The 20,795-nt window shown below is 69.4% G+C and carries 18 protein-coding genes; 9 read left to right on the plus strand and 9 right to left on the minus strand.

Annotated features, from left to right (window positions below; all coding sequences use genetic code 11):
* Positions 1 to 12 precede the first annotated feature (12 nt).
* The 3 genes from HLA95_RS04775 to HLA95_RS04785 all read right to left on the minus strand — a co-directional run bounded on the left by HLA95_RS04775 (position 13) and on the right by HLA95_RS04785 (position 3,793).
* Positions 13 to 948 (minus strand): calcium-binding protein, encoded by a 936-nt coding sequence (locus tag HLA95_RS04775; protein WP_191060677.1) that lies wholly within the window; start codon positions 946 to 948, stop codon positions 13 to 15.
* A gap of 199 nt (positions 949 to 1,147) precedes the next feature.
* Complete coding sequence (aptA, locus tag HLA95_RS04780) at positions 1,148 to 2,485, minus strand: omega-aminotransferase AptA (protein WP_191060678.1); 1,338 nt, start codon at positions 2,483 to 2,485, stop codon at positions 1,148 to 1,150.
* Positions 2,486 to 2,548: 63 nt separating this feature from the next.
* Positions 2,549 to 3,793, minus strand: a complete 1,245-nt coding sequence (locus HLA95_RS04785) for an anion transporter (protein WP_222182625.1) — start codon at positions 3,791 to 3,793, stop codon at positions 2,549 to 2,551.
* Positions 3,794 to 3,946: 153 nt separating this feature from the next.
* Between HLA95_RS04785 and HLA95_RS04790 the strand changes: the two genes are divergently transcribed.
* Positions 3,947 to 4,123 carry a CbtB domain-containing protein gene (locus HLA95_RS04790; RefSeq protein WP_191062401.1) on the plus strand — a complete coding sequence of 59 codons (177 nt, stop codon included), beginning with the start codon at positions 3,947 to 3,949 and terminating at the stop codon, positions 4,121 to 4,123.
* Between the two features lie 22 nt (positions 4,124 to 4,145).
* Positions 4,146 to 4,901, plus strand: a complete 756-nt coding sequence (locus tag HLA95_RS04795; RefSeq protein ID WP_222182627.1) for a CbtA family protein — start codon at positions 4,146 to 4,148, stop codon at positions 4,899 to 4,901.
* Here the strand turns inward: HLA95_RS04795 and HLA95_RS04800 are convergent.
* Genes HLA95_RS04800 through HLA95_RS04825 form a run of 6 tightly spaced genes read right to left on the minus strand, consistent with a single transcriptional unit; the run spans position 4,889 to position 11,683 of the window.
* The gene (locus HLA95_RS04800; protein WP_222182629.1) at positions 4,889 to 5,827 is read right to left on the minus strand and encodes a class I SAM-dependent methyltransferase; all 939 of its coding nucleotides are present in this window, start codon (positions 5,825 to 5,827) and stop codon (positions 4,889 to 4,891) included. The genes HLA95_RS04795 and HLA95_RS04800 overlap by 13 nt on opposite strands.
* Positions 5,824 to 7,161, minus strand: a complete 1,338-nt coding sequence (locus HLA95_RS04805) for an MATE family efflux transporter (RefSeq protein WP_191060654.1) — start codon at positions 7,159 to 7,161, stop codon at positions 5,824 to 5,826. The genes HLA95_RS04800 and HLA95_RS04805 overlap by 4 nt, the downstream gene beginning before the upstream one ends.
* Positions 7,162 to 7,211: 50 nt before the next feature.
* Complete coding sequence (locus HLA95_RS04810; RefSeq protein WP_191060655.1) at positions 7,212 to 8,231, minus strand: WD40 repeat domain-containing protein; 1,020 nt, start codon at positions 8,229 to 8,231, stop codon at positions 7,212 to 7,214.
* Positions 8,231 to 9,337 carry a CobW family GTP-binding protein gene (locus HLA95_RS04815; RefSeq protein WP_191060656.1) on the minus strand — a complete coding sequence of 369 codons (1,107 nt, stop codon included), beginning with the start codon at positions 9,335 to 9,337 and terminating at the stop codon, positions 8,231 to 8,233. Before HLA95_RS04815 ends, HLA95_RS04810 begins: the two co-directional genes overlap by 1 nt.
* 31 nt (positions 9,338 to 9,368) lie before the next feature.
* Positions 9,369 to 10,664 carry a phosphopyruvate hydratase gene (gene eno / locus HLA95_RS04820; RefSeq protein WP_222182632.1) on the minus strand — a complete coding sequence of 432 codons (1,296 nt, stop codon included), beginning with the start codon at positions 10,662 to 10,664 and terminating at the stop codon, positions 9,369 to 9,371.
* Positions 10,661 to 11,683, minus strand: a complete 1,023-nt coding sequence (locus HLA95_RS04825) for a phosphotransferase family protein (RefSeq protein WP_191060978.1) — start codon at positions 11,681 to 11,683, stop codon at positions 10,661 to 10,663. The genes eno and HLA95_RS04825 overlap by 4 nt, the downstream gene beginning before the upstream one ends.
* A gap of 33 nt (positions 11,684 to 11,716) precedes the next feature.
* Between HLA95_RS04825 and HLA95_RS04830 the strand changes: the two genes are divergently transcribed.
* From HLA95_RS04830 to HLA95_RS04860, 7 genes are all read left to right on the plus strand, one after another.
* Positions 11,717 to 12,655, plus strand: a complete 939-nt coding sequence (locus HLA95_RS04830) for an NAD(P)-dependent oxidoreductase (protein WP_191060977.1) — start codon at positions 11,717 to 11,719, stop codon at positions 12,653 to 12,655.
* 333 nt (positions 12,656 to 12,988) lie between these two features.
* On the plus strand, positions 12,989 to 15,043 hold the full coding sequence (locus HLA95_RS04835; RefSeq protein ID WP_222182634.1) for a molybdopterin-containing oxidoreductase family protein: 2,055 nt from the start codon (positions 12,989 to 12,991) through the stop codon (positions 15,041 to 15,043).
* Between the two features lie 149 nt (positions 15,044 to 15,192).
* Entirely contained in the window at positions 15,193 to 16,167 is a 975-nt protein-coding gene (gene coxB / locus HLA95_RS04840; protein WP_255591481.1) for a cytochrome c oxidase subunit II, read from the plus strand.
* On the plus strand, positions 16,164 to 18,686 hold the full coding sequence (gene ctaD, locus HLA95_RS04845; protein WP_191059978.1) for a cytochrome c oxidase subunit I: 2,523 nt from the start codon (positions 16,164 to 16,166) through the stop codon (positions 18,684 to 18,686). The genes coxB and ctaD overlap by 4 nt, the downstream gene beginning before the upstream one ends.
* Positions 18,686 to 19,057, plus strand: a complete 372-nt coding sequence (locus HLA95_RS04850; RefSeq protein ID WP_223861535.1) for a hypothetical protein — start codon at positions 18,686 to 18,688, stop codon at positions 19,055 to 19,057. The genes ctaD and HLA95_RS04850 overlap by 1 nt, the downstream gene beginning before the upstream one ends.
* Positions 19,057 to 19,677 carry a cytochrome c oxidase assembly protein gene (locus HLA95_RS04855; protein ID WP_191059976.1) on the plus strand — a complete coding sequence of 207 codons (621 nt, stop codon included), beginning with the start codon at positions 19,057 to 19,059 and terminating at the stop codon, positions 19,675 to 19,677. Before HLA95_RS04850 ends, HLA95_RS04855 begins: the two co-directional genes overlap by 1 nt.
* A complete protein-coding gene (locus HLA95_RS04860) occupies positions 19,674 to 20,759 on the plus strand; it encodes a c-type cytochrome (protein WP_191059975.1) in 1,086 nt (361 codons plus the stop codon). Before HLA95_RS04855 ends, HLA95_RS04860 begins: the two co-directional genes overlap by 4 nt.
* Positions 20,760 to 20,795 lie beyond the last annotated feature (36 nt).

A 20,795-nucleotide genomic window follows, 5' to 3' on the forward strand; every position in this document is an offset into this window, starting at 1 on the left:
CCGCTCGCTTCCTCATGTCAGCGCATCCTCCACCGTCGTGAAGATCAGGCTGGTCGAGAAGGAAGTGATGTTGAACAGGGTGACGGTGCCGCCGCCAGTGCTGTTCTGCACGGCAAACTGAAGCGATTCAGCCGTGGTACCGCCGTAGGTCGCATCAATGATGCTGGCGAGAGCGTCATCGCCATTGACGATGCCGTCGCCATTGCTGTCGAGCGGATCGATGTCATCGGGCAGAAGCAGCCTGAAGCCGCCGACGCTGTCGACGATCAGGTCATTGCCGACGCTGTGGCTGGCATCACCGATGTACCAGCTATACACGTCCATCTCTGGACCACCCACCAGGATGTCATCGCCAAGGCTGCCCTCGTCGGTGCCGATGAGGAAATCCCGTCCAGCACCGCCGAACATGATGTCGTCGCCGACGCCACCCTGCAGCGTGTCGTTGCCGATACCGCCCCGCAACTCGTCGTTGCCGTCGCCGCCCTTCAGATAGTCGTCACCGGCATCACCAAACAGGATGCCTGATCCGACACCGCCGTTGATGTTGTCGTCGCCCTGTCCGCCGCGCAGTTCACCGCTGCCGGAGAGCGTATCATTGCCGTCGCCGCCATAAAGATAGTTGCGGCCACCTGGATCGAAGACTGTATCGTCGCCGGCATTGCCGAAGATGGTGTCATTGCCCAACCCACCTTCGACATAGTCATTGCCGAGACCACCGTGGATCAGATCGTCACCCTCATTGCCGTAGATACGGTCGTTCCCATCACCACCAAGGACAAAATCGTCCCCGGCACCGGCCTTGATGAAGTCATTCCCAACACTGCCATAGAGGCGGTCATTGCCGGCAGCGCCGTACAGCCGATCGTCTCCTTCGCGACCGTCGATGATGTCGGCGAGCGCAGTGCCCACCAACGTGTCCGGGCCCTGCGTACCAGAGATCGTCGCCATGCTTCACTCCCGGCAGAGCCTGAGGGTTGGTGGCGGACGCTTGGCAGTTTCTACACGTTACGTAAAGTTAATCATTCCAACAGATAGCCGAAATCTCGCGGCCGTGCGCCTCCACAAGCCCACATTAGGCATGTGGAAGACGCCCGCTCGCATGTCGCTCAAGCCGGCCAGCACCTCATCGGCGCCGGCCGGCAGCCGGTCATTCCACCGCGTCGAGCACCGCAACCAGCTTGTCGACGATCTCGTCGATATGGGCCTTGGTCAGCACCAGCGGCGGCGACATGGCGATCGTGTCGGCGGTGACGCGCAGCATGATGCCCTTCTCGTAGCCTTCCACCATCGCGTCATAGGCCCGCTCGGCCGGCGCACCCGGGCGCGGCGCCAGCTCGACCGCGGCCATGATGCCGATGGTGCGGATGTCGATGACGTTGCGCTTGCCCTTCAGCGAATGGACCGCATCGCCCCAGTAGCTCTCCAGGGCGGCGGCGTTCTCGAACACGCCCTCCTCCTTGTAGACATCCAGCGTGGCGAGTGCCGCAGCACAGGCGACCGGGTGCGCCGAGTAGGTGTAGCCGTGGAACAGCTCGATCGCCCGCTCCGGCCCGCCGTTGTTCATGAAGGTGTCGTAGATCTCCTTGGACACCATCACCGCACCCATGGGGATGGTGGCCGAGGTCAGGCCCTTGGCCGTGGTGATCATGTCCGGCTGCACGCCGAAATATTCGGCACCCGACGACTTGCCGAGCCGGCCATAGCCGGTGATCACCTCGTCGAAGATCAGCAGGATGCCGTGCTTCTTCGTGATCTCGCGCAGCTTCTGCAGGTAGCCCACCGGCGGGGCCAGCACGCCGGTCGAGCCCGCCACCGGCTCCACGATCACCGCCGCGATGTTCGACGCGTCGTGCAGCGCCACCAGCCGCTCCAGGTCGTCGGCCAGGTGCGCGCCCCACTCGGGCTGGCCCTTGCTGTAGGCCTGGTGCTCCAGGCTGTAGGTGTGCGGCAGGTGGTCGACGCCCGCCAGCATGGCGCCGAAATACATCCGGTTCTTGACCATGCCGCCGACGGAGATGCCGCCGAAGCCCACGCCGTGATAGCCGCGCTCGCGGCCGATCAGCCGGGTGCGGGTGCCCTGCCCTTTGGCGCGGTGGTAGGCCAGCGCGATCTTGAGCGCCGTGTCGACCGATTCCGAGCCGGAATTGGTGAAGAAGGCGTGGTCCAGGTCCCCTGGGAACAGGTGCGCCAGGCGCGAGGCCAGCTCGAACGACTTGGGATGCGCCCACTGGAAGGGCGGCGCGAAGTCGAGATCGGCCGCCTGGTTCTGGATCGCCGCCACGATCTTGGGATGGGCATGGCCGGCATTGACGCACCACAGGCCCGCCGTGGCGTCGAGCAGCTTGCGGCCGTCCTGGGTGGTGTAGTGCAGGCCCTCGGCCTTCACGAGCATCCGCGGGTTCTTCTTGAAGTCGCGGTTGGCCGTGAACGGCATCCAGAAGCTCTCGAGATCGTTCGGAGCGGTGGCGAGATCCTTGGTGAGCATCCTTAGCCTCTGCACTGATGGGGCCGGCCCCTGCCGGGTTCGGCGGGACCAGGACCGGAACGATCACATCATGACGTAGCCTGCAAGCCAGAGCCAGGAGGCTGCGGCCGCCAGGGACAGCAGGGTCATCGGGATCCCGGCTCTGGCATGGTCCAGGAAGCCCAAGCGCACCCCGGCCTCGGCGGCGCGCTCGACCGTGATGATGTTGGCGAGGCTGCCGATGATCAGGAAGTTGCCGGCCAGCGTCGAGAGCGAGGCCAGGGCGTAGAGCGCGCCGTCCGGCAGGTCCGGCAGGATGCCCAGGATCAGCATGACGATCGGCACGTTGCCGATCGTGTTGCTGCCGAGCAGCGCCAAAGGAGCGAGTACCGCCAGCCGGTCGGGCAGCAGGCCCATCTCCTCCAGCCGGGCGATGGCGATCGCCGGCAGCCCGGTATCGGCCAGGGCCGCGGTCACCACGAACAGCCCGCCGAACAGGACCAGCAGGTGCCAGTCCACCAGGCCCAGCAGCTGCCGGGTCGCCATCCGCCGGCTGACCAGGAGCGCTCCCGCCACCACCAGCACGGTGGAGATGTGCGGGATCGGGGTGGTGAAGCCCGCGAGCAGCACCGCCGTCCAGAACAGCGCCTTGACCATCGCCCCGCGCGCCACCGGCGGCCGCGCCACCGGCTCGCGCGCCACCATCCCTGCCTCGGCCGGCCGCTCGACCAGCGCCGCGCGCCACTGCCAGCGCACCACCAGCCACACCGCCACGAGCCCGGCCAGGGCCGGCGGAGTGCAGGCGGCGGCGAAGTCCCAGAATTCCAGCCCGCCCACCGAGCCGATCAGGATGTTCTGCGGGTTGCCGATCAGCGTCGCGGCCGAGCCGGCATTGGCCGCCCCGGTGAGTGCGATCAGATAGGGCCTGGGGTCCAGCCCGCGGGCCAGGAGCCCCTGGCAGAGGAGCGGCGTGATCGCCCAGACCACCACGTCGTTGGCCAGCACCGCGGACAGGATACCCGGCACCACCACCACGACGGCCAGGATGGCGGCCGGGCTCGCTTTGGTCGCGGCGACCGTCCAGGCGACCCGGTCATAGAAGCCCGCGGCCGCGAACTGCGCCGAGAGCACCATCAGGCCGAACAGGATCACCAGCGTCGGGAAGTCGATCGCCGCCAGCACCCGTTCGGGCGACACCACCTCGGTCGCGAACAGCACGATGGCGCCCAGCAGCGCGATACCGGTGCGGTCGATCCGCAGGCCCGGCCAGCGACCCAGCGCCATGCCCGCATAGACGGCGAGAAAGGTGGCGACGACCAGCAGCGTCAAGGAAATGGCCTCCAGCCGGCCTTGGCGCTAACTTCGCTGGGGCCGGCTCCGCACAAGCGGCAGGCGGGCATGGATTGTCCAGTGTGGAATATGTCGCTAAGGCGACAGCGTGCGGCGGGCCACGTGGTCCGAAAGCCGGTCATGGAGCGGATCATGCAGCAGCGGACACAGGTCGCTCAGAGTGTATCGGGCGTCGAGCGCGCCACGGCGGGGATGCTGGCCCTGCTGCTGGGCCTCTTCCTGGTCTGGGGAGCCGGTTTCGCCAACTCCCAGGCCATCCACGACGCGGCGCATGACGGCCGCCACAGCTTCGCCTTCCCCTGCCACTGACCGGCCCGACGGATCCCCTGCCATGCTCAGCATGTTCCGCCGCGTGGTGCTGACCGGCATCGGCGCCGGCCTCCTCGCCGGCCTGCTCGTCACCTTCGTCCAGGCCTTCACCACGATCCCGCTGATCGTCGCGGCTGAGGTCTACGAGACCGGCCACGATCACGAACATGAGCATGACGCCCGCCTCGACGGCAGCCTGCTGGTTCTCGCCCACTCCACGGTCGGCGAGCCCATGGCCCTGCCGGGCGAGCCGGAGCCGGTCTCGTTCGAGCGGCGGATCTCCACGCTCCTCGCGAACCTGGTCACCGGTGCCGGGTTCGGCCTGCTGCTGGCCGGCGCCATGACGCTGGCCGGCCACGGCTTCACCCCGCAGCGCGGCCTGCTCTGGGGCATGGCCGGCTTTGCCACCTTCACCCTGGCCCCCTCGCTGGGCCTGGCGCCGGAAGTGCCGGGTGCCGTCACCGCGGAGCTGGCGGCACGCCAGGCCTGGTGGCTGATGACCGCCGGCCTCACCGCCGCCGGCCTGGCGCTGATCCTGCTCTCCGGGCGCAGCCTCCTGGCGGCCTTGGGCATCGTGCTGCTCGCCATGCCGCACGTCATCGGCTCGCCGGCCGCCGGCATCCATGGCGGTGCGGTCCCGCCCGAGATCGCCGCGGAGTTCGTCAGCGCCTCCATGGTCAGCCAGGCGATCTTCTGGGCGGTGCTGGGCTATGCGGTGGGCTGGATCGGCCACCGCCTGGACGCGCCGGCACCGGCCCGCCTGCCTCAGCCGGCCTGATCGTCCGGGTCGCGGCCCTGGGGCGGAGCCCTCCCCTCCAGGACCTCGACCGGCACCCCCATCGCGGCGGCGAGCCGGACCTGGCCGCTGCCGCGCCTGGCCGGCTGCTGCTGGCTCCCGTGCGGCTTCCAGCCCGACAGATGCAGGATGTCGAAGCTGGCGATCACCCTGCCATCGGCCCGGGCGAACTGTTCCCCATAGATCTGGGCGGCGCGCAGGAGCAGGTCGCGGCGGAACAGGCCCTTCGGCCGTTCCAGCAGCGCCCCGCCCTCGCCCATCGACTGGAGCTCGTGCAGCAGCGCCAGCGCGTCGGGATAGGACACGGTGATGCGGTCCACATCCGCCACCGGCAGGGCCAGCCCCGCCCGCTGCAGGAGCGCGGCGGCATCACGGATGTCGACGAACGGCGCCACCCGCATGGCCGCCCCGCCCTTGATGTCCAGCTCGGCCTGCATCAGCGCGGTGCGCAGCTCGAACAGGCTCTCGCCGCCCAGGAGCGCCAGCAGCATCAGCCCGTCGGGTGCCAGGATCCGGCGCAGCTGGAGAAGCACGCCCGGCAGGTCGTCGACATGGTGCAGCGCCAAAGCACTCACCACGAGGTCGAAGCTCTCGTCGGCAAACGGCAGCGCTTCCGGCTCGGCCTGGACCTTCAGCCCGGGCCCGACATCCAGAGCATCGGCCACCGGATCGACCGCCACGATGAGTTCCTTCCCCGGCCCGGCCAGCCGCAGGAGGTCGGCGAGCCGGCCGCGCCAGCTCCCCAATTCCAGGACCCGGGGAAACGGCCGGCGGATCTCGCCCAGGCGCTCGACCAGCCGGTCGGCCACCTCGTCCAGGAGGAAGGGCTGATATTCCCGGTCGGCCAGCGCGCGGATGCGGTTGCGGTGCACGGCCCGCCGGTCGAAGAGGCGGGGAAGCTCGGTCATGTTGCTCGTGCCAATAGGTCGATGCGACGGGTGCGCCCGGCAAAGCGCAGGCTCAGACAGAGAAATGCGAGGGCCAGGCCGATCAGCAATCCCAGCCACAGCCCGATCAGGCCGAATCCGGCCGGGAAGGCCAGGAGCCAGGCCGAGCCGACCATGGCCGGCCAGAAGCAGCTCACATGGATCGCGGTGGGGACCCAGGTGTCGCCGGTACCGCGCAGGGCCGCCGTGACGATGCCCTGGCCGCTGTCCACCAGCATGGTGGGACCGACCACCAGCAGGGCCGTGGCAATCGCCGCCACCACCAGCGGGTCGGCAGCATAGAGCCAGCCGATCGGCAGGCGCAGCCCCAGGATGAACGGCAGGAAGCCCAGCATGATGACGAGGCCGATGGCGACCCCGACCCAGCCGGCGCGGGCGACCCGCTCACTGGCACCCGAACCCACCGCATGGCCGACCCGCACCGAGGTGGCGGTCGCCACGCCCAGGGTCAGCATGTAGAACAGCGCGTTCAGGTTCATCACCGCCTGGTGCGCTGCGAGCTGCACCGTGCCGAGCCAGCCGGCCATCACCAGGATGAACTGGAAGGCGCTGCTTTCCAGCCCCTGCGAGGCCGCGAACGGCAGGCCCAGGCGCAGAAGCTGGCGGCGCACCGGCCAGACCGGCGCCAGCCGGCCGCGCACGCCATAGGCGCCATGGCCCTTGAAGCTGAGCGCATAGGCGATCAGGGCCAAGGCACCTACCCAGCGGGTGATCGAGGTGGACAGCGCCGCCCCCTGCGCCCCCAGCATCGGCAGGCCGAACGGGCCGAACATCAGGAGCCAGTTCAGGAGCGCATCGAGCAGCACGCCGGCCCACATCACCACCATCCCGGCATGGGGCCGGCCGATCGCCTCCAGAAAATAGCTGGTGGCCGAGAACAGCAGCACGGCCGGCATCGCCAGGGCGAAGGCGCGCATGACTTCCGCACCGCCCGCCACCACTTCCGGGCTCTGCCCCAGCCAGCCGAGGATCGTCTCGCCCGGCAGGAGCAACAGGCCGGTGACAACGCCCAGCAGGCCCGTGTCGATGCAGGCGATCCGCCAGATTCGCCCGGTTTCGCTGGCCTGCCCCGCCCCCATCGCCTGGGACACCAGCACCACCGTGCCGGTGGCAAGCCCGATGCCCAGCAGCATGAACAGGATGAAGGGGGCGTTGCCGACCGCGTAGAAGGCCAGCTCGCTGGCCCCGAACCGCCCGGTCATGATCGTGTCGACGGCGGCCATCACCAGGATGCCGGCGCGTGCCACCATGACGGGAAGGGCGAGACGCAGGGTCTCGCGGATGTCGGCACGCATGGGAAAGCCACCCGGACAGCCGGGTCGCCCGCCCGGACAGTTTGCTTAGATCATTCGGCGATCAGGTAGGAGGCGAGCCCGCCATCCTCCGTGCCAGCATAGAGCCGCTTGCCGTCCTTGGAGAAGACCAGGGCGGTCACCATGTCGGCACCCGGGCTGTCCAGCGGGATGCTGCGGTCCGAGCCGAACGAGAGCAGCTTGGCCGAGCCGTCGGCATGGCCCACCGCCACGATCGCCACCGAGGGGTGGAACGCCACCGCGGTGATCGGCACGTCGGTGTATTCGCCCAGCTCCTCCGGCGCCTTGCCCATCGGCCCCTTGCCGGTGAAGTCCCAGACCACCAGCGTGTCGGAGCCGCCCGTGCCGAGCTTCTTGCCGTCCGGCGAGAAGGCCAGCGTGCGGGGCTTGGCCGGGTAGCCCGACATGCGCATGTCCTGCCCGTCGGCCAGCCGCCAGCCATGCAGCTCGTTTTCCTGCATGGTGGTGACGAGATAGCGCCCGGTCGGGTCGAACGCCGCCTTGAGATGGCTGCCCTTCCAGGTCAGCCGCTTGGGCTCCTGCTTGGCGAGCTCCGTCCACCAGATGCTGACGCCGTTATAGTGGGTCGCCGCCAGCCGCTTGCCCTTGGGGTCCAGCGCCAGGCTGGCAATGGTGGACGGATGGTCGGCGAACACCGCCTTCTCCCGCCCGTCCCGGCCCAGCACCCGGGCCTCCTTGCCGGCCGCGAATACGGTGTTGCCACCGGCCGGATCGGTCACCACCGCGGCGATCCAGCGCCTCGGCACCTTGGCGATCTCGACCGGCGCCTCGCCCGGCACCGAGCGCACGAGGCGGCCGTCATCGCCGCCCGAGACCAGCCCCTTGCCGTCATGAGCCAGTGCCGCCGAGAGCAGCACGCCGCCATGGGCGGCCGTGGGCTCGACTGGCTTAGTGGCGATGTCGGACCGATCCCCCCACCAGACCCGGCCATCGCCCAGGCCTGCCGCCACCAGCTCGCCCACGGGCTGGATCGCTACGACCGGAGCGCCGGCCCCGACGATCGAGGCCGGCAGGCGCGGAGCAGCCGCCATCACTGCGTCACGCAGGCGGCAAACGCCGTCTCGAGCGCCGCCTTGTCCAGGTGCCGACCGATCAGCACCAGCCGGCTCCAGCGCGGCTCGCCGGCCTTCCATTCCCGCTGGAAGCCGCCGTCGCGGATCATGTGGACGCCCTGGATCACGAAGCGCTCGTCCTTGCCCTTTACGTCCAGGATGCCCTTGTAGCGCAGGATGTTCGGGCCCTGCTCGGCCAGGATCTGGCCGAACCAGCGCTCGAATAGGTCCGGGTTGATCGGCTTGTCCGCCTTCAGCGAGACCGAGCTGATCCCGGAATGGGCGATGTGCTCGTCGTCGTGATGGTAGTGGTGCCCGTGGTCGTGATCATGCCCGTGATCATGATCGTGATGATCATGGCCGTGGTGATGATGGTTGTGGCCGCAGTCCGGGCCGCAGACGTGATCGTGGCCGTGATGATGGTGGTGATGGTCGTGCCCGTGCTCCAAAAAGTCCGGGTCGAGCTTCAGGATGCGCGACAGGTCGAACGCACCCCGGTCCAGGATCTCGCCCAGCGCCACGTCGGAGTTGCGGGTCTCGTGGATCTTGGCGAAGCGGTTGATCCCGCGGATCGCCCGGCGCACCTCGGCCAGCTCCTCAGGGGTCACCAGGTCGGTCTTGTTCAGCAGGATCACGTCCGCGAACGCGATCTGGTCCACCGCCTCCTGGCTGTCCTCGATCCGCTGGCGGACATGCTTGGCGTCCACCACGGTCACCACCGCGTCCAGCCGCGACTTCTTGGCGACGTCCTCGTCGACGAAGAAGGTCTGGGCCACGGGTGCGGGGTCGGCGAGACCGGTCGTCTCGATCACGATGCCGTCGAAGCGGTCGCGCCGCTTCATCAGCCCTTCGATCACCCGGATCAGGTCGCCGCGCACCGTGCAGCAGATGCAGCCATTGTTCATCTCGAACACCTCCTCGTCGCTTTCGACGAGCAGGTCGTTGTCGATGCCGATCTCCCCGAACTCGTTGACGATCACGGCGTATTTCTTGCCGTGGTCCTCGGTGAGGATCCGGTTGAGGAGCGTCGTCTTGCCGGCACCGAGATAGCCGGTGAGCACGGTGACGGGGGTCTGATCGCTCATGGAATGGCTCTTTTCCGCTGGTTCGCTGCCGTCACGCCGAATAGGCGGCCTTGCCCATGTAAGGCAGGGCGCCGGCAAAATCCGCCGCCTCGCCCAATGCCTCCTCGATCCGGATGCCCTCGTTCCACTTGGCCATCCGCTCGGAGCGGGTGAAGCTGCCGACCTTCAATTGAGGAACGCCCCACCCGACCGCAAGATGCACGATCGTGACGTCCTCGCTCTCGCCTGAGCGTGCCGACACGATCGCCCCCATCCTGGCAGCCCTCGCGGCCTCCCAGGCGGCCTTGGTCTCGGTGAGCGTGCCGCGCTGGTTGGGCTTCACCAGCACGGTGTCGCACAGCTGCCCGGCCGCGGCGTCGCGCACCCGCTCGGCGTCAGTCACCAGGAAGTCGTCGCCCACCACCTGGACCCGGTCGCCCAGCTTCGCGGTGAAGGCCCGGAAGCCCTCGGGGTCGTCCTCGGCCAGCGGGTCCTCCACCGACACGATCGGATAGCGGCCGATCCAGCCCGTCAGCACCTCGATCATTCCGGCGGCATCCAGCTCCCGCCCATCCCGCGCCAGCCGGTAGCGCCCGTTCCTGCCGAACTGGCTGGCCGCCACGTCCAAGGAGATCGCGACCTGCTCAAAAGGCCGGTAGCCCGCCCGCTCGATCGCCTTGGTGAGCATGCCCAGCGCATCCTCGTTGCCGTCGAACAGCGGCCAGAAGCCGCCCTCGTCGGCCACGCCGGCCAGCTTGCCGGCATCCTTCATCAGGCCGCCCGCGGCGCGATAGACCTCCGCGGTCCATTCCAGCGCCTGCGCGAAGCTCGCCGCCCCCGGGCAGACCACCATGAAGTCCTGGATGTCCAGCCGCCCGGCCGCATGGGCGCCGCCGCCGAAGATCTGGATCTCGGGCAGCGGCAGCCGGCGCGCCGCCTCCCCGCCCAGCCACCGCCAGAGCGGCACGCCCTCGCCGGCCGCAGCCGCATGGGCCGCCGCCATCGACACCGCGATCGTGGCGTTGCCGCCGAGCTTCCGCTTCTCCGGCGTGCCGTCCAGTTCGATCAGGACCCCGTCGACCGCCGACTGGTCCCGCACATCGACGCCCAGCAATGCCGTGCGGATCGGCCCGTTCACCGCGTCCACCGCCAGGCGCACGTCCATGCCGCCGAACGCTTCCCCGCCATCGCGACGGTCCAGCGCCTCGCCGGAGCCCGTCGAAGCCCCCGCCGGTGCAATCGCCCGGCCGAAGGCACCGCCTTCGGTGATCACGTCCGCTTCCACGGTCGGCCGCCCGCGGCTGTCCCAGACCCGCCGGGCGCGGATCTCCCTGATCTTCTGGCTCAAACGGCGGTCTCCTCGGCCCAGACGGCGCGGATGGCGGACAGCCGGTCCGGCACGTGCTGGAGGAAATGGCGGCCGACCTTGCGCACCTTTTCCCGGTCGTCCTGGCCGCGCAGATACTCGACCGGCGACTTGCCGTCGACCCGGGCCAACAGCAGGCCGGGCAGCAATGCTGCCGCCCGCTCCTCCAGCCGGTCGCGCCGCTCCCAGACCGCAGCCGCCAGATAGGCCTCGGCCAGCGCGTCGAAGGCGACCAGATAGGCGGCGGCATCGCGGCGGCGCCACAGGCATTTGAGCAGGAGATGGTTCAGGCAGAAGGCCAGGTCGAAGGCGGGGTCGCCATACCAGGCGCATTCCGCGTCCAGGAACACCGGCCCGCGCGGCCCGATCAGGATGTTCTTCGGGCTGACATCGCCATGGACCAGCGCGATGCGGTTGGCCGCCGTGGTCCGCACCAGGGCGCGGAGCTGCCGCCCGAGATCGGGATGGACCTCGGCGGTGGCCAGGAGATAGGGCGCCAGGCGGATCTCGTGGAAGATCTTGTCGGTGGCGAAGCGCTGCGCCACCTCGGGCCTTCGCGCGGTGCCGGCATGGATCGCCGCCAGCGTCGCCCCCACCGCACCGGCATGATAGGCCAGGATCTGGCCGTCCATCAGCAGCCGCTTCCACAAGGGATGGTCGCGCGGCTCCAGGTAAGCCATCACCAGCGCCCCCAGGATCGCGTCCTGGTGCAGCAGCCTCGGCACGGCGCGCGGGGCAAAGCGCCGCGCCTCCTGCATCCAGGCGGCCTCATAGGCGTTGCGCTCGACCGGAGCCTGCCAGTCCTGCGCCACCTTCAGCTTCGGCAGCGCCCGCTTCACCGCCACCGGCCCGCCCGGCAGCTCGACCCGCCAGATATCGGAACTGACACCGCCGGTCAGCGGCGCCATGCTCGGGTCCGGGCCGAACTCCAGCAGGCCGGCCCGCCGCAGGACAGCCAGGATCGTGCCGTCGGCGGCGGGAGGTTTGTTGGAAGGGGCCATGCCTGATCTGTTGTCCGACCCGAGGTGAGCTCGATGCACGCGCTGCTCGTTTACCAGTCCGACCGCTGGCTCGATAGCCGGCTGGAGCAGCTACCCTTTCCGGTCGAGGCGGTCACCCCGGCCGACAAGCCGGGCGTCATGGCCGCCATGGCGGAGGCCGACGTGCTGCTCCATGCGCTGGACCCGGTGACCAAAGCGCATATCGAGGCCGGGCCGAAGCTCAAGCTGATCCAGAAGATCGGCGTGGGCGTGAACACGATCGACCTGGAGACCGCCAAGGCCAGGGGCATTGCCGTCTGCAACATGCCCGGCACCAACACGGTCGCGGTGGCCGAGCAGGCTCTGCTCCTGATGCTTTCCGTGCTGCGCCGGGTCACCGTCCAGGACCGCGCGTCCCGCCAGGGCCAGGGCTGGTCGGACGCGATCCAGGCGGCTGGCGCCTATGGCGAACTGGCCGGCCGCAGCGTGGGCTTCGTGGGCTTCGGCGCCGTACCCCGCCGCCTGGCCCCGATCATCGAGGCCTTGGGCGGCAAGGTGCTGCGCTGGCACCGCTCGGACGCCGAGGGCCAGCCCGGCCAGCGCATCGAGGTCCTGGAAGACCTGTTCGCAAAAGCCGACATCATCTCCCTCCACCTCCCGCTCCTGCCCGACACGGCGAAGATCGTGAACGCCGACACGCTGAGCCACGTCCGCCCCGGCACGATCCTGGTCAACACCGCCCGCGGCGGCCTGGTCGACGAGCCGGCACTGATCGCCGCCCTGGACGACGGTCGCCTCGCCGGCGCCGGCCTGGACGTGCTCGCCACCGAACCCTTCGAGCCCGCCAACCCGCTCCTCGCCCGCGACGACATCGTCCTGGCCCCGCACAGCGCCTGGCTCACCCGCGAGACCTGGGACCGCTCGCTCGCGGTGATCGTGGAGAACGTGCGCCGGGTCGAGAGCGGCGAGCCGCTGCTGCACCGGGTGGTGTGACCGGGCCGTTCTTCTCCTCCGGCCAGTGGATCCCCCGCCTTCGCGGAGGATGACGGAGAGGATGCGGGGGCGGCAAGGAGGGGTATCAAGGAGGGGAAGGAGGAACGGCCGCAGCCACCTCCTTCATGTCATCCCCCGGCTTGACCGGGGGATCAACCGCATGAGAACCTGAACAGTCGCTCCCGGCCACGCCCCCGGACCACACACCACAACAGCTTTTTGCACAAACGAACCCGAGAACCCCAGGCGCATCAACCACTTGAACTTTTCCTACAAGCACGACCCCACCAGCCGGATCTTGAACCGTTCCAGCCGCCGGCCCATCCTGGCCGCATGAGCCAGATCCTGCCTTCCACCTGCCCCCACGACTGCCCCTCCGTCTGCGCGCTGGACATCGAGCGCCGCGACGACGGCACCATGGGCAAGGTGCGCGGCTCCAACCGGATCGGTTACACGGCCGGCACGCTCTGCGTGAAGGTCAGCCGCTATGCCGAGCGCTTCCACCACCCCGACCGGCTGGGCTTCCCGCTCCTGCGCACCGGCCCCAAGGGCAGCGGCCAGTTCACCCGGATCGGCTGGGACGAGGCGCTGGACCGTGTCGCCGAGGGGCTGCTGGCCGCCGAGCGCCGCCACGGACCGGAAGCGGTCTGGCCGTATTTCTATGCCGGCACCATGGGCTATGTGCAGCGCGACGGGATCGAGCGGCTGCGCCACGTCAAGAAGTACAGCCGGCAGAAGAGCACGTTCTGCGTCACCCTCTCCGACACGGGCTGGCGGGCCGGCTATGGCAAGCGCTGGGGCGTCTCGCCGGTGGAAGCCGGCGAACATGCCGATCTCTGGCTGATCTGGGGCACCAACCCCGTCAACACCCACGTCAACATGATGACCCACATCTCCAAGGCCCGAAAGCGCGGCGCCAAGGTGATCGTGGTCGACGTGTACAAGACCGGCACCGCCGAGATCGCCGACATCCACCTGGCGCCAAGGCCCGGCACGGACGGGGCGCTGGCCTGCGGCATCGCCCATGTCCTGTTCGCCGAGGGCTATGCCGATCAGGCCTTCATCGCCCGCTTCGCCGACCTGCCCTACGAGCGCCTGGCCGACCATTTCGCCAGCCGCACGCCGGAATGGGCCGAAGCCATCTGCGGCATCCCGGCCGACCGGATCCGAGAGGTGGCCCGCCTCTACGGCCAGGCGCGCGCGTCCTATCTGCGGGTCGGCTACGGCTTCACCCGGCAGAAGAACGGCTCGGCCGCCATGCATGCCGTGTCCTGCCTGCCGGTGATCACCGGCGCCTGGCAGCATCTGGGCGGCGGCGCCCTCTACTCAATGGGCGACATCTACGGCCTCGACAAGACGCTGATCGAGGGCCTGGACGTCATGGACCCGGCGATCCGGGTCCTGGACCAGTGCCGCATCGGCCCGGTCCTGAACGGCGACCGCCGCGACCTCGGCGACGGCCCGCCCGTCACCGCCCTGTTCATCCAGAACACCAACCCGGCGATCGTGGCCCCGGAAAGCGCCCTGGTCCGCCAGGGCTTCCTGCGCGACGACCTGTTCACCGTGGTCCATGAGCAGTTCATGACCGATACGGCGAAGCTCGCCGACATCGTCCTGCCGGCCACCATGTTCGTCGAGCACGACGACCTCTACACGGCCAGCGCGCATGCCAACATCCAGGTCACCCGCAAGCTGTTCGAGCCCTTCCGGGAGTGCCGCAGCAACCATCGTGTGCTGGCGGAGATCGCCCGGCGAGTAGGCGCGGAGCATCGCGGCTTCGGCATGACCGAGTGGGAACTGATCGACGACATGCTCCTGCGCTCCGGCTATCCGAATGCCCAGGAGATCCTCGACCGGGGCGGCTACGACGTCCTGGCCGAGCGCTATGACGGCCATTTCCGCAACGGCTTCCCCACCCCGGACGGCCGCTTCCGCTTCGCCCCGCCCTGGCACGAGCTGGGCGAGCGCCACCAGACCATGCCGCCGCTCCCCGACCACCAGCAGGCAATCGAGGAAACGGACGCGGAGCACCCGTTCCGCCTGGTGGCGGCACCCGCCCGGCAGTTCCTGAACTCGAGCTTCACCGAGATGGCGAGCGGCCGCGCCCGCGAGGTCCGCCCGACCGCCCTGCTCCACCCCGACACCATGGCGGCCCTCGCTCTGGCCGACGGCGACCCGGTCCGGGTCGGCAACCGCCGCGGCACCGTCACCGTCCACGCCAAGGCCCGCCCCGCCCAGCATCCGGGCACGGTGGTGATCGAGGGGATCTGGCCCAAGGACGGGTTCGCCGACGGTGAGTGCGTCAACACCCTGATCTCAGCGGAGCCGGGCTTCCCCAACGGTGGCGGCGCCTTCCACGACACCGCCGTCTGGGTCCGCGCCGCCTGAAGCTGATGCCGCGCTGCACCGGTCCGGTGGAAAAGTCGGCGCCTGACGTCCTTCCTCGGAACAAGCGCAAGTTTCGCCCGTTCGCCTGACGGGGAGCGTGCGCGCGAGGAACGGATGCAGACGGTCGACGTCGCGACAGCGTGGTCGGCATGAGCCGGGCCCGGCCGTTCCCAGCGGCCGCCACCCTCGGCATCCTGGCCCTTTCCGCCTGCACCGGCCCGCAATCGGCGCTCGATCCCGCCGGCGAGGACGCCGCCGAAATCGCCGGCCTGTTCTGGCAGATGCTGGCCGGGGCCGCCGTGATCTGGTGCCTGGTGCTGGGCGGCTCGGTGCTGGCGAGCTGGCGGGGCCGCAGCCTGTGGCAGGTGGCGACCGCGCTGAAGGTGATCCTCTGGGCCGGCGCCGTCTTCCCGACCGTGGTGCTGGCCGGCCTGCTGATCCACGGCCTGCGCCTGATGCCGGGCCTGCGGGCCACCGAGAGCGACCTGCGCATCGAGGTGGTGGGCGAGCGGTTCTGGTGGCGGGTCATCTATCACCGGGACGGCGCCCCGCCGGTCACCAGCGCCAACGAGATCCGCCTGCCGGCCGGCGCCACGGTCGAGTTCATCCTGTCCAGCCCCGACGTGATCCATTCCTTCTGGATCCCGCCGCTCGGCGGCAAGACCGACCTGATCCCCGGCCGCACCACGCGCCAGGTCCTCCGCCCGACCAAGCCCGGCGTCTATCGCGGCGCGTGTGCCGAGTTCTGCGGCGCCTCCCACGCCCTGATGGCGCTCACCGCCGAGGTGATGACGCCCGACGACTTCGCCCGCTGGCTCCAAGCCGAGGCCGGCCCCGCCGCCGTCACCGCCGGGCCTGGGCCGGATGCCTTCCTGCGCCATGGCTGCGCCGCCTGCCACACCGTGCGCGGCACGGAGGCGAATGCGCTGGTCGGCCCGGACCTCACCCATCTGGGCAGCCGGCACACCGTGGGTGCGGGCATCCTGGCGAACAGCCCGGCCGCCATCGCCCGCTTCGTCGCCCATGCCGACACGCTCAAGCCGGAGATCCGGATGCCGTCCTACGCCATGCTGCCGGAAACCGAGCTCCGGCTGCTGGCCGACTGGCTGGCGAGCCTGCGATGAGCGAGGCGCCCGACCAGGCCCTGCTCGCCGCCCAGGAGGACCGCCTGCGCCGGGTCTGGGAAACGCCCGGGGGCTGGCGCTACTGGTCGGCGGTCAACAATACCGAGGTCGGCGTCTGGTACACCGCCACCTCGTTCTTCTTCTTCCTGTTCGCAGGCGTGCTGGCGCTGATCATGCGCGGCCAGCTGGCGGTGCCGGACAACGACCTGGTGTCGCCCGGCCTCTACAACCAGCTCTTCACCCTGCACGGCACGATGATGATGTTCCTGTTCGCCGTGCCGATCTTCGAGGCGGTGGCGATCCTGATCCTGCCGCAGATGCTGGCCGCCCGCGACCTGCCCTTCCCGCGGCTTTCGGCCTTCGGCTACTGGTGCTTTTTGATCGGCGGGGTGTTCGTCGCGGGCTCGATCTTCTTCAACGCCGCCCCGGACGGCGGCTGGTTCATGTACCCGCCGCTCACCACCGACCCCGAATTCTCGGGCATCGGCGCCGACATCTGGCTCCTGGGCCTGTCCTTCATCGAGGTCGCCTCGATTGCCGCGGCGGTCGAGCTGATCGTGGGCGTCCTCAAATGCCGACCGCCCGGCATGCGGATCAACCTGATCCCGCTCTATTGCTGGTACGTGCTGATCGTGGCCGGCATGATCCTGTTCGCCTTCCCGCCGCTGATCGCCGGCGACATCCTGTTCGAGATGGAGCGGCTGTTCAACTGGCCGTTCTTCGACCCCTCCCGCGGCGGCGACCCGATCCTGTGGCAGCACCTGTTCTGGATCTTCGGCCATCCCGAGGTCTACATCATCTTCCTGCCGTCGATAGCACTCCTCGCCATGATCGTGCCGACCTTCGCCCAGCGGCCGATCGTGGGCTATGGCTGGATCGTGCTGGCCGCGGTCGGCACCGGTTTCCTGAGTTTCGGCCTCTGGGCCCACCACATGTTCACGACCGGCCTGCCGATCGTCTCGCAGGGCTTCTTCTCCGCCGCCTCCGAGGCGGTGGCGATTCCCACCGGCGTGCAGATCTTCGTGTTCGTCGCGACCATGCTGGCCGGCCGGGTCGTGTTCGCCATCCCCATGCTCTACGCGACCGGCGCGCTGGCGATCTTCGTGTTCGGCGGGCTCACCGGGGTGATGGTGGCACTCGCTCCCTTCGACTGGCAGGCGCACGACAGCTACTTCGTGGTCGCCCACCTCCACTACACCCTGATCGGCGGGATGTTCTTCCCGCTGATCGCCGGGGTCTATTACTTCTATCCCTTCGTGATGGGCCGGATGCTGTCCGACCGCCTGGGCAAATGGGCGTTCTGGCTGATGTTTACCGGCTTCAACATCGCCTTCCTGCCCATGCACTTCACCGGCCTGCGCGGCATGCCGCGGCGGGTCTTCACCTATCCCGAGGGGCTGGGCTTCGACCTGCTCAACCTGGTCTCCACGCTCGGCGCCTTCGTGATGGCGGCGGGCGTGCTGGTGCTGACCTGGGACCTGGTGCGCCCGCTGAATTGGAAGCCGAAAGCCCCGAAGAACCCCTGGAACGCCGGCACGCTGGAATGGGCCGAGGGCGACCCGGAAAGCCCCTGGGGGATCCGCAGCGTGCCGATCATCGAGAGCCGCTATCCCCTGTGGGACCAGCCGGACCTCGCACGGAAGATCCATGAGGGCCGCTTCTTCCTCCCCGATGCCGAGGAGGGCAAGCGCGAGACCATGGTCACCACCGTGCTCGACGCCGAGCCGCTCCAGGTCCTGCGCCTGCCGGGCAATTCCTTCCTGCCGATGCTGGCCGCCGTGTTCGTTGGCGGCTCGTTCATCGCCGCCACCTTCCACTGGTGGGTCACCACCATCCTGTCGGGCGTGATCGGCATCGGCGTGATCATGGTCTGGCTGTGGACCGGCACCTCGATGATCCCGGAGAAGCGGGAGAAGAACGCCGGCCTCGGCACGGTCCTGCCGCTCTATGCCTCAGGCCCGAGCTCGGTCGGCTGGTGGGCCATGTTCATCACCATGGTGGGCGACGGCACGGCGTTCGGCAGCCTGGTGTTCTCCTATTTCTTCTACTGGACGATCCGCCCGGACTTCCCGCCGCCCGACGCCACCGGACCTGGCCAGTTCTACCCGACGCTGGCCGCGATCCTGGCCCTGCTCGCCTGGGGGCTGATGCTGCTGGCACGCACCCGCAACCGGGCCGGCCATGAGCTCAAGGCCCTGTTCATGGTGATGGGCTCGGCCTTCGCGGCACTCGGCTCCGGTGCGGCCATCCTCTGGGCGCCCTATGTCACCGGGCTCGAGCCCACCCGCGATTCCTATGATGCCACCGTCTGGGTGCTGGCGATCTGGACGGCGGTGCATCTGGGCGTGGGCGTACTGATGCAGGGCTACTGCGTCGCCCGGGGCCTCGCCGGCAAGCTCTCGGCCCGCCACGACATCGACCTGCAGAACGTCACGCTCTACTGGCACTTCGCCACCATCACCGCGCTGACGACCGCGCTCGTGACCGGCCTGTTCCCCCTGGCCGTGGGAGGCGGATGATGCTGCGCTTCGGGGACAAGGCCAATCTCTGGTTCCTGATCGCCCCGCCGACGATCTGGGCGCTGCATTTCCTGTTCTGCTACGTCACCGCTGCGGTGATCTGCGCCAAGTCCGGCCTGTCTGCCGATCTCCGCCCGATCCAGATCGCGATCGGTGCGGCGACCGTGGTGGCCGCCCTCCTGATCGTGGCGGCCGGCTGGAAGGCCTACCGCCACTGGCGGCCCAGTTCCGAACTGCCGCCCTATGACGACCCGTCCGATGACGACCGCGAGCAGTTCCTGGGTATCTCCACCTTCCTCTTGAGCTGCCTGAGCCTGGTGGGCGTGGTGTTCGTGGCCCTGCCGGCCCTGTTCATCGCGGACTGCCGCTGATGCGCTGGCGGTTCCTCCTGCCGGGCCTCCTGGTCCTCGCCCTTGCCTGGCTGGGCCCCCTGCCCGCCATGGCCGCCCATTCGTTCGCCGCGCACATGACGATCCACATGGCGGTGGTGGCCGTGGCGGCACCACTGCTCGCGGCCGCCATCGCCGGCACCCGCTTCGACCCTTCCCCTGGCCGGGCGATCCTGTTCGGGCCCCTACCCGCCTCCCTGGTCGAGCTGGTTGCTGTCTGGGCCTGGCACGCGCCGGCCCTCCACGAGGCGGCGCGCTACTCCACGCCCTGGTTCGTCCTGGAGCAGGCCTGCTTCTTCCTGTCCGGCCTGCTGGTCTGGATCGCCTGCCTGGGCTTTGCCGCGAAGGAGCGGACCGGGCGCAGCCTGCTGGGTACGCTGGGCCTCCTGTTCACCTCCATCCACATGACCCTGCTGGGCGCCCTGCTCGCCTTCGCCCATCGCCCCCTGTTCGGCCATGGCGGCGAGCATGACCTGGCGGACCAGCAGCTCGGCGGCATCGTCATGCTGCTGGTGGGCGGCGCCTCCTATCTCTCCGGCGGCCTGTTCCTGGTGGCCCGGCTGTTCCGCACCGAGGCAGGCTGGCGCGGGAGTGCCTCATGATCACCTGGCGACAGGGGCTGCTGGGCCTGGTCCTGCTGGCGCTGGCCGGGCTGCTCCTGGCCTGGTCCGGCCTGATCGGCATCGGCGCCGGCTCCGGCCACTGGAAGATCACCGACCTCGTCCTGCACTGGGCGATGGAGCAGTCGGTCGAGACGGCAGCCCTGTCGGTGGAGGAGCCGCCCGAGCTGGACGAGCCCCGCCAGATCCGCCGGGCGGCCGGCCATTTCGAGGCGAGCTGCGCGTTCTGCCACGGCTCGCCCCTGCGCGGCCGCCCGCCTCTGTCCGACCGGATGACCCCGCCCCCGCCGCCGCTCACCCAATCGGCCGAGATCTGGAGCGCGGCCGAGCTGTTCGTGATCGTCCAGCAGGGCGTGAAGTTCACCGGCATGCCCGCCTGGATCGCACCGGAACGTGCCGACGAGGTCTGGGCGATGGTGTCCTTCCTGCGCGTCCTGCCCGGGATGGATGCCGCCACCTATCGGGACCTGGCCTTCGGGACCGGCCCGCCGTCGGAAGCCGATGCCGATCCGGTGCTGGCCAATTGTGCGCGCTGCCACGGGTTCGATGGCGGCACCGACGGCGGCGCCTTCCCGATGATCGGCGGCCTGCCCGAGGCCTATCTGCGCGACACGCTCCAGGCGTTCGCCAACGGCACCAGGCAGAGCGGCATCATGCGCTTTGCCGCAGCCGGCCTGACCCCGGACGCCATCGCGCGGGTCTCGGCCCATTATGCCAGCCAGCGCCCGCCGGCCGCTCCCCCGGGCGAAGAACTGACGGCGGGCCTCCTGGCGCATGGCGAGAAGATCGCGACGGAGGGCATTCCGGAGGAAAGGGTTCCGGCCTGCGGGCGCTGCCATGCCGACCGGCCCGGACGCAACCCGGCCTTTCCGGAGCTGGACGGCCAGGCGGCCTGGTATCTCGAGGAGCAGCTCCATCTGTTCAAGGCGGGCGCGCGCGGCGGCGGCCCCTATGCCCGGCTGATGGCCAAGGTCGTGCCGGGCCTCACGCCGGAAGACATCGAGGCGGTCGCCGCCTATTATGCCTCGCTGCCGGCCACGCCGCAGGCCGCAGCGACACGTTGACATTTCGGCGACCGCAAGTATTGTCCGCGGACCGTC

The sequence above is a fragment of the Geminicoccus harenae genome, assembly GCF_019800005.1.
GTDB lineage: Bacteria > Pseudomonadota > Alphaproteobacteria > Geminicoccales > Geminicoccaceae > Geminicoccus > Geminicoccus harenae.

Bases quoted from the DNA above. Each gene is read 5' to 3' on its own strand.
- HLA95_RS04775 (WP_191060677.1), bottom strand. From the start codon at position 948: ATGGCGACGATCTCTGGTACGCAGGGCCCGGACACGTTGGTGGGCACT.
- aptA (WP_191060678.1), bottom strand. From the start codon at position 2,485: ATGCTCACCAAGGATCTCGCCACCGCTCCGAACGATCTCGAGAGCTTC.
- HLA95_RS04790 (WP_191062401.1), top strand. From the start codon at position 3,947: ATGCAGCAGCGGACACAGGTCGCTCAGAGTGTATCGGGCGTCGAGCGC.
- HLA95_RS04795 (WP_222182627.1), top strand. From the start codon at position 4,146: ATGCTCAGCATGTTCCGCCGCGTGGTGCTGACCGGCATCGGCGCCGGC.
- HLA95_RS04800 (WP_222182629.1), bottom strand. From the start codon at position 5,827: ATGACCGAGCTTCCCCGCCTCTTCGACCGGCGGGCCGTGCACCGCAAC.
- HLA95_RS04805 (WP_191060654.1), bottom strand. From the start codon at position 7,161: ATGCGTGCCGACATCCGCGAGACCCTGCGTCTCGCCCTTCCCGTCATG.
- HLA95_RS04810 (WP_191060655.1), bottom strand. From the start codon at position 8,231: ATGGCGGCTGCTCCGCGCCTGCCGGCCTCGATCGTCGGGGCCGGCGCT.
- HLA95_RS04815 (WP_191060656.1), bottom strand. From the start codon at position 9,337: ATGAGCGATCAGACCCCCGTCACCGTGCTCACCGGCTATCTCGGTGCC.
- HLA95_RS04825 (WP_191060978.1), bottom strand. From the start codon at position 11,683: ATGGCCCCTTCCAACAAACCTCCCGCCGCCGACGGCACGATCCTGGCT.
- HLA95_RS04830 (WP_191060977.1), top strand. From the start codon at position 11,717: ATGCACGCGCTGCTCGTTTACCAGTCCGACCGCTGGCTCGATAGCCGG.
- HLA95_RS04835 (WP_222182634.1), top strand. From the start codon at position 12,989: ATGAGCCAGATCCTGCCTTCCACCTGCCCCCACGACTGCCCCTCCGTC.
- coxB (WP_255591481.1), top strand. From the start codon at position 15,193: ATGAGCCGGGCCCGGCCGTTCCCAGCGGCCGCCACCCTCGGCATCCTG.
- ctaD (WP_191059978.1), top strand. From the start codon at position 16,164: ATGAGCGAGGCGCCCGACCAGGCCCTGCTCGCCGCCCAGGAGGACCGC.
- HLA95_RS04850 (WP_223861535.1), top strand. From the start codon at position 18,686: ATGCTGCGCTTCGGGGACAAGGCCAATCTCTGGTTCCTGATCGCCCCG.
- HLA95_RS04855 (WP_191059976.1), top strand. From the start codon at position 19,057: ATGCGCTGGCGGTTCCTCCTGCCGGGCCTCCTGGTCCTCGCCCTTGCC.
- HLA95_RS04860 (WP_191059975.1), top strand. From the start codon at position 19,674: ATGATCACCTGGCGACAGGGGCTGCTGGGCCTGGTCCTGCTGGCGCTG.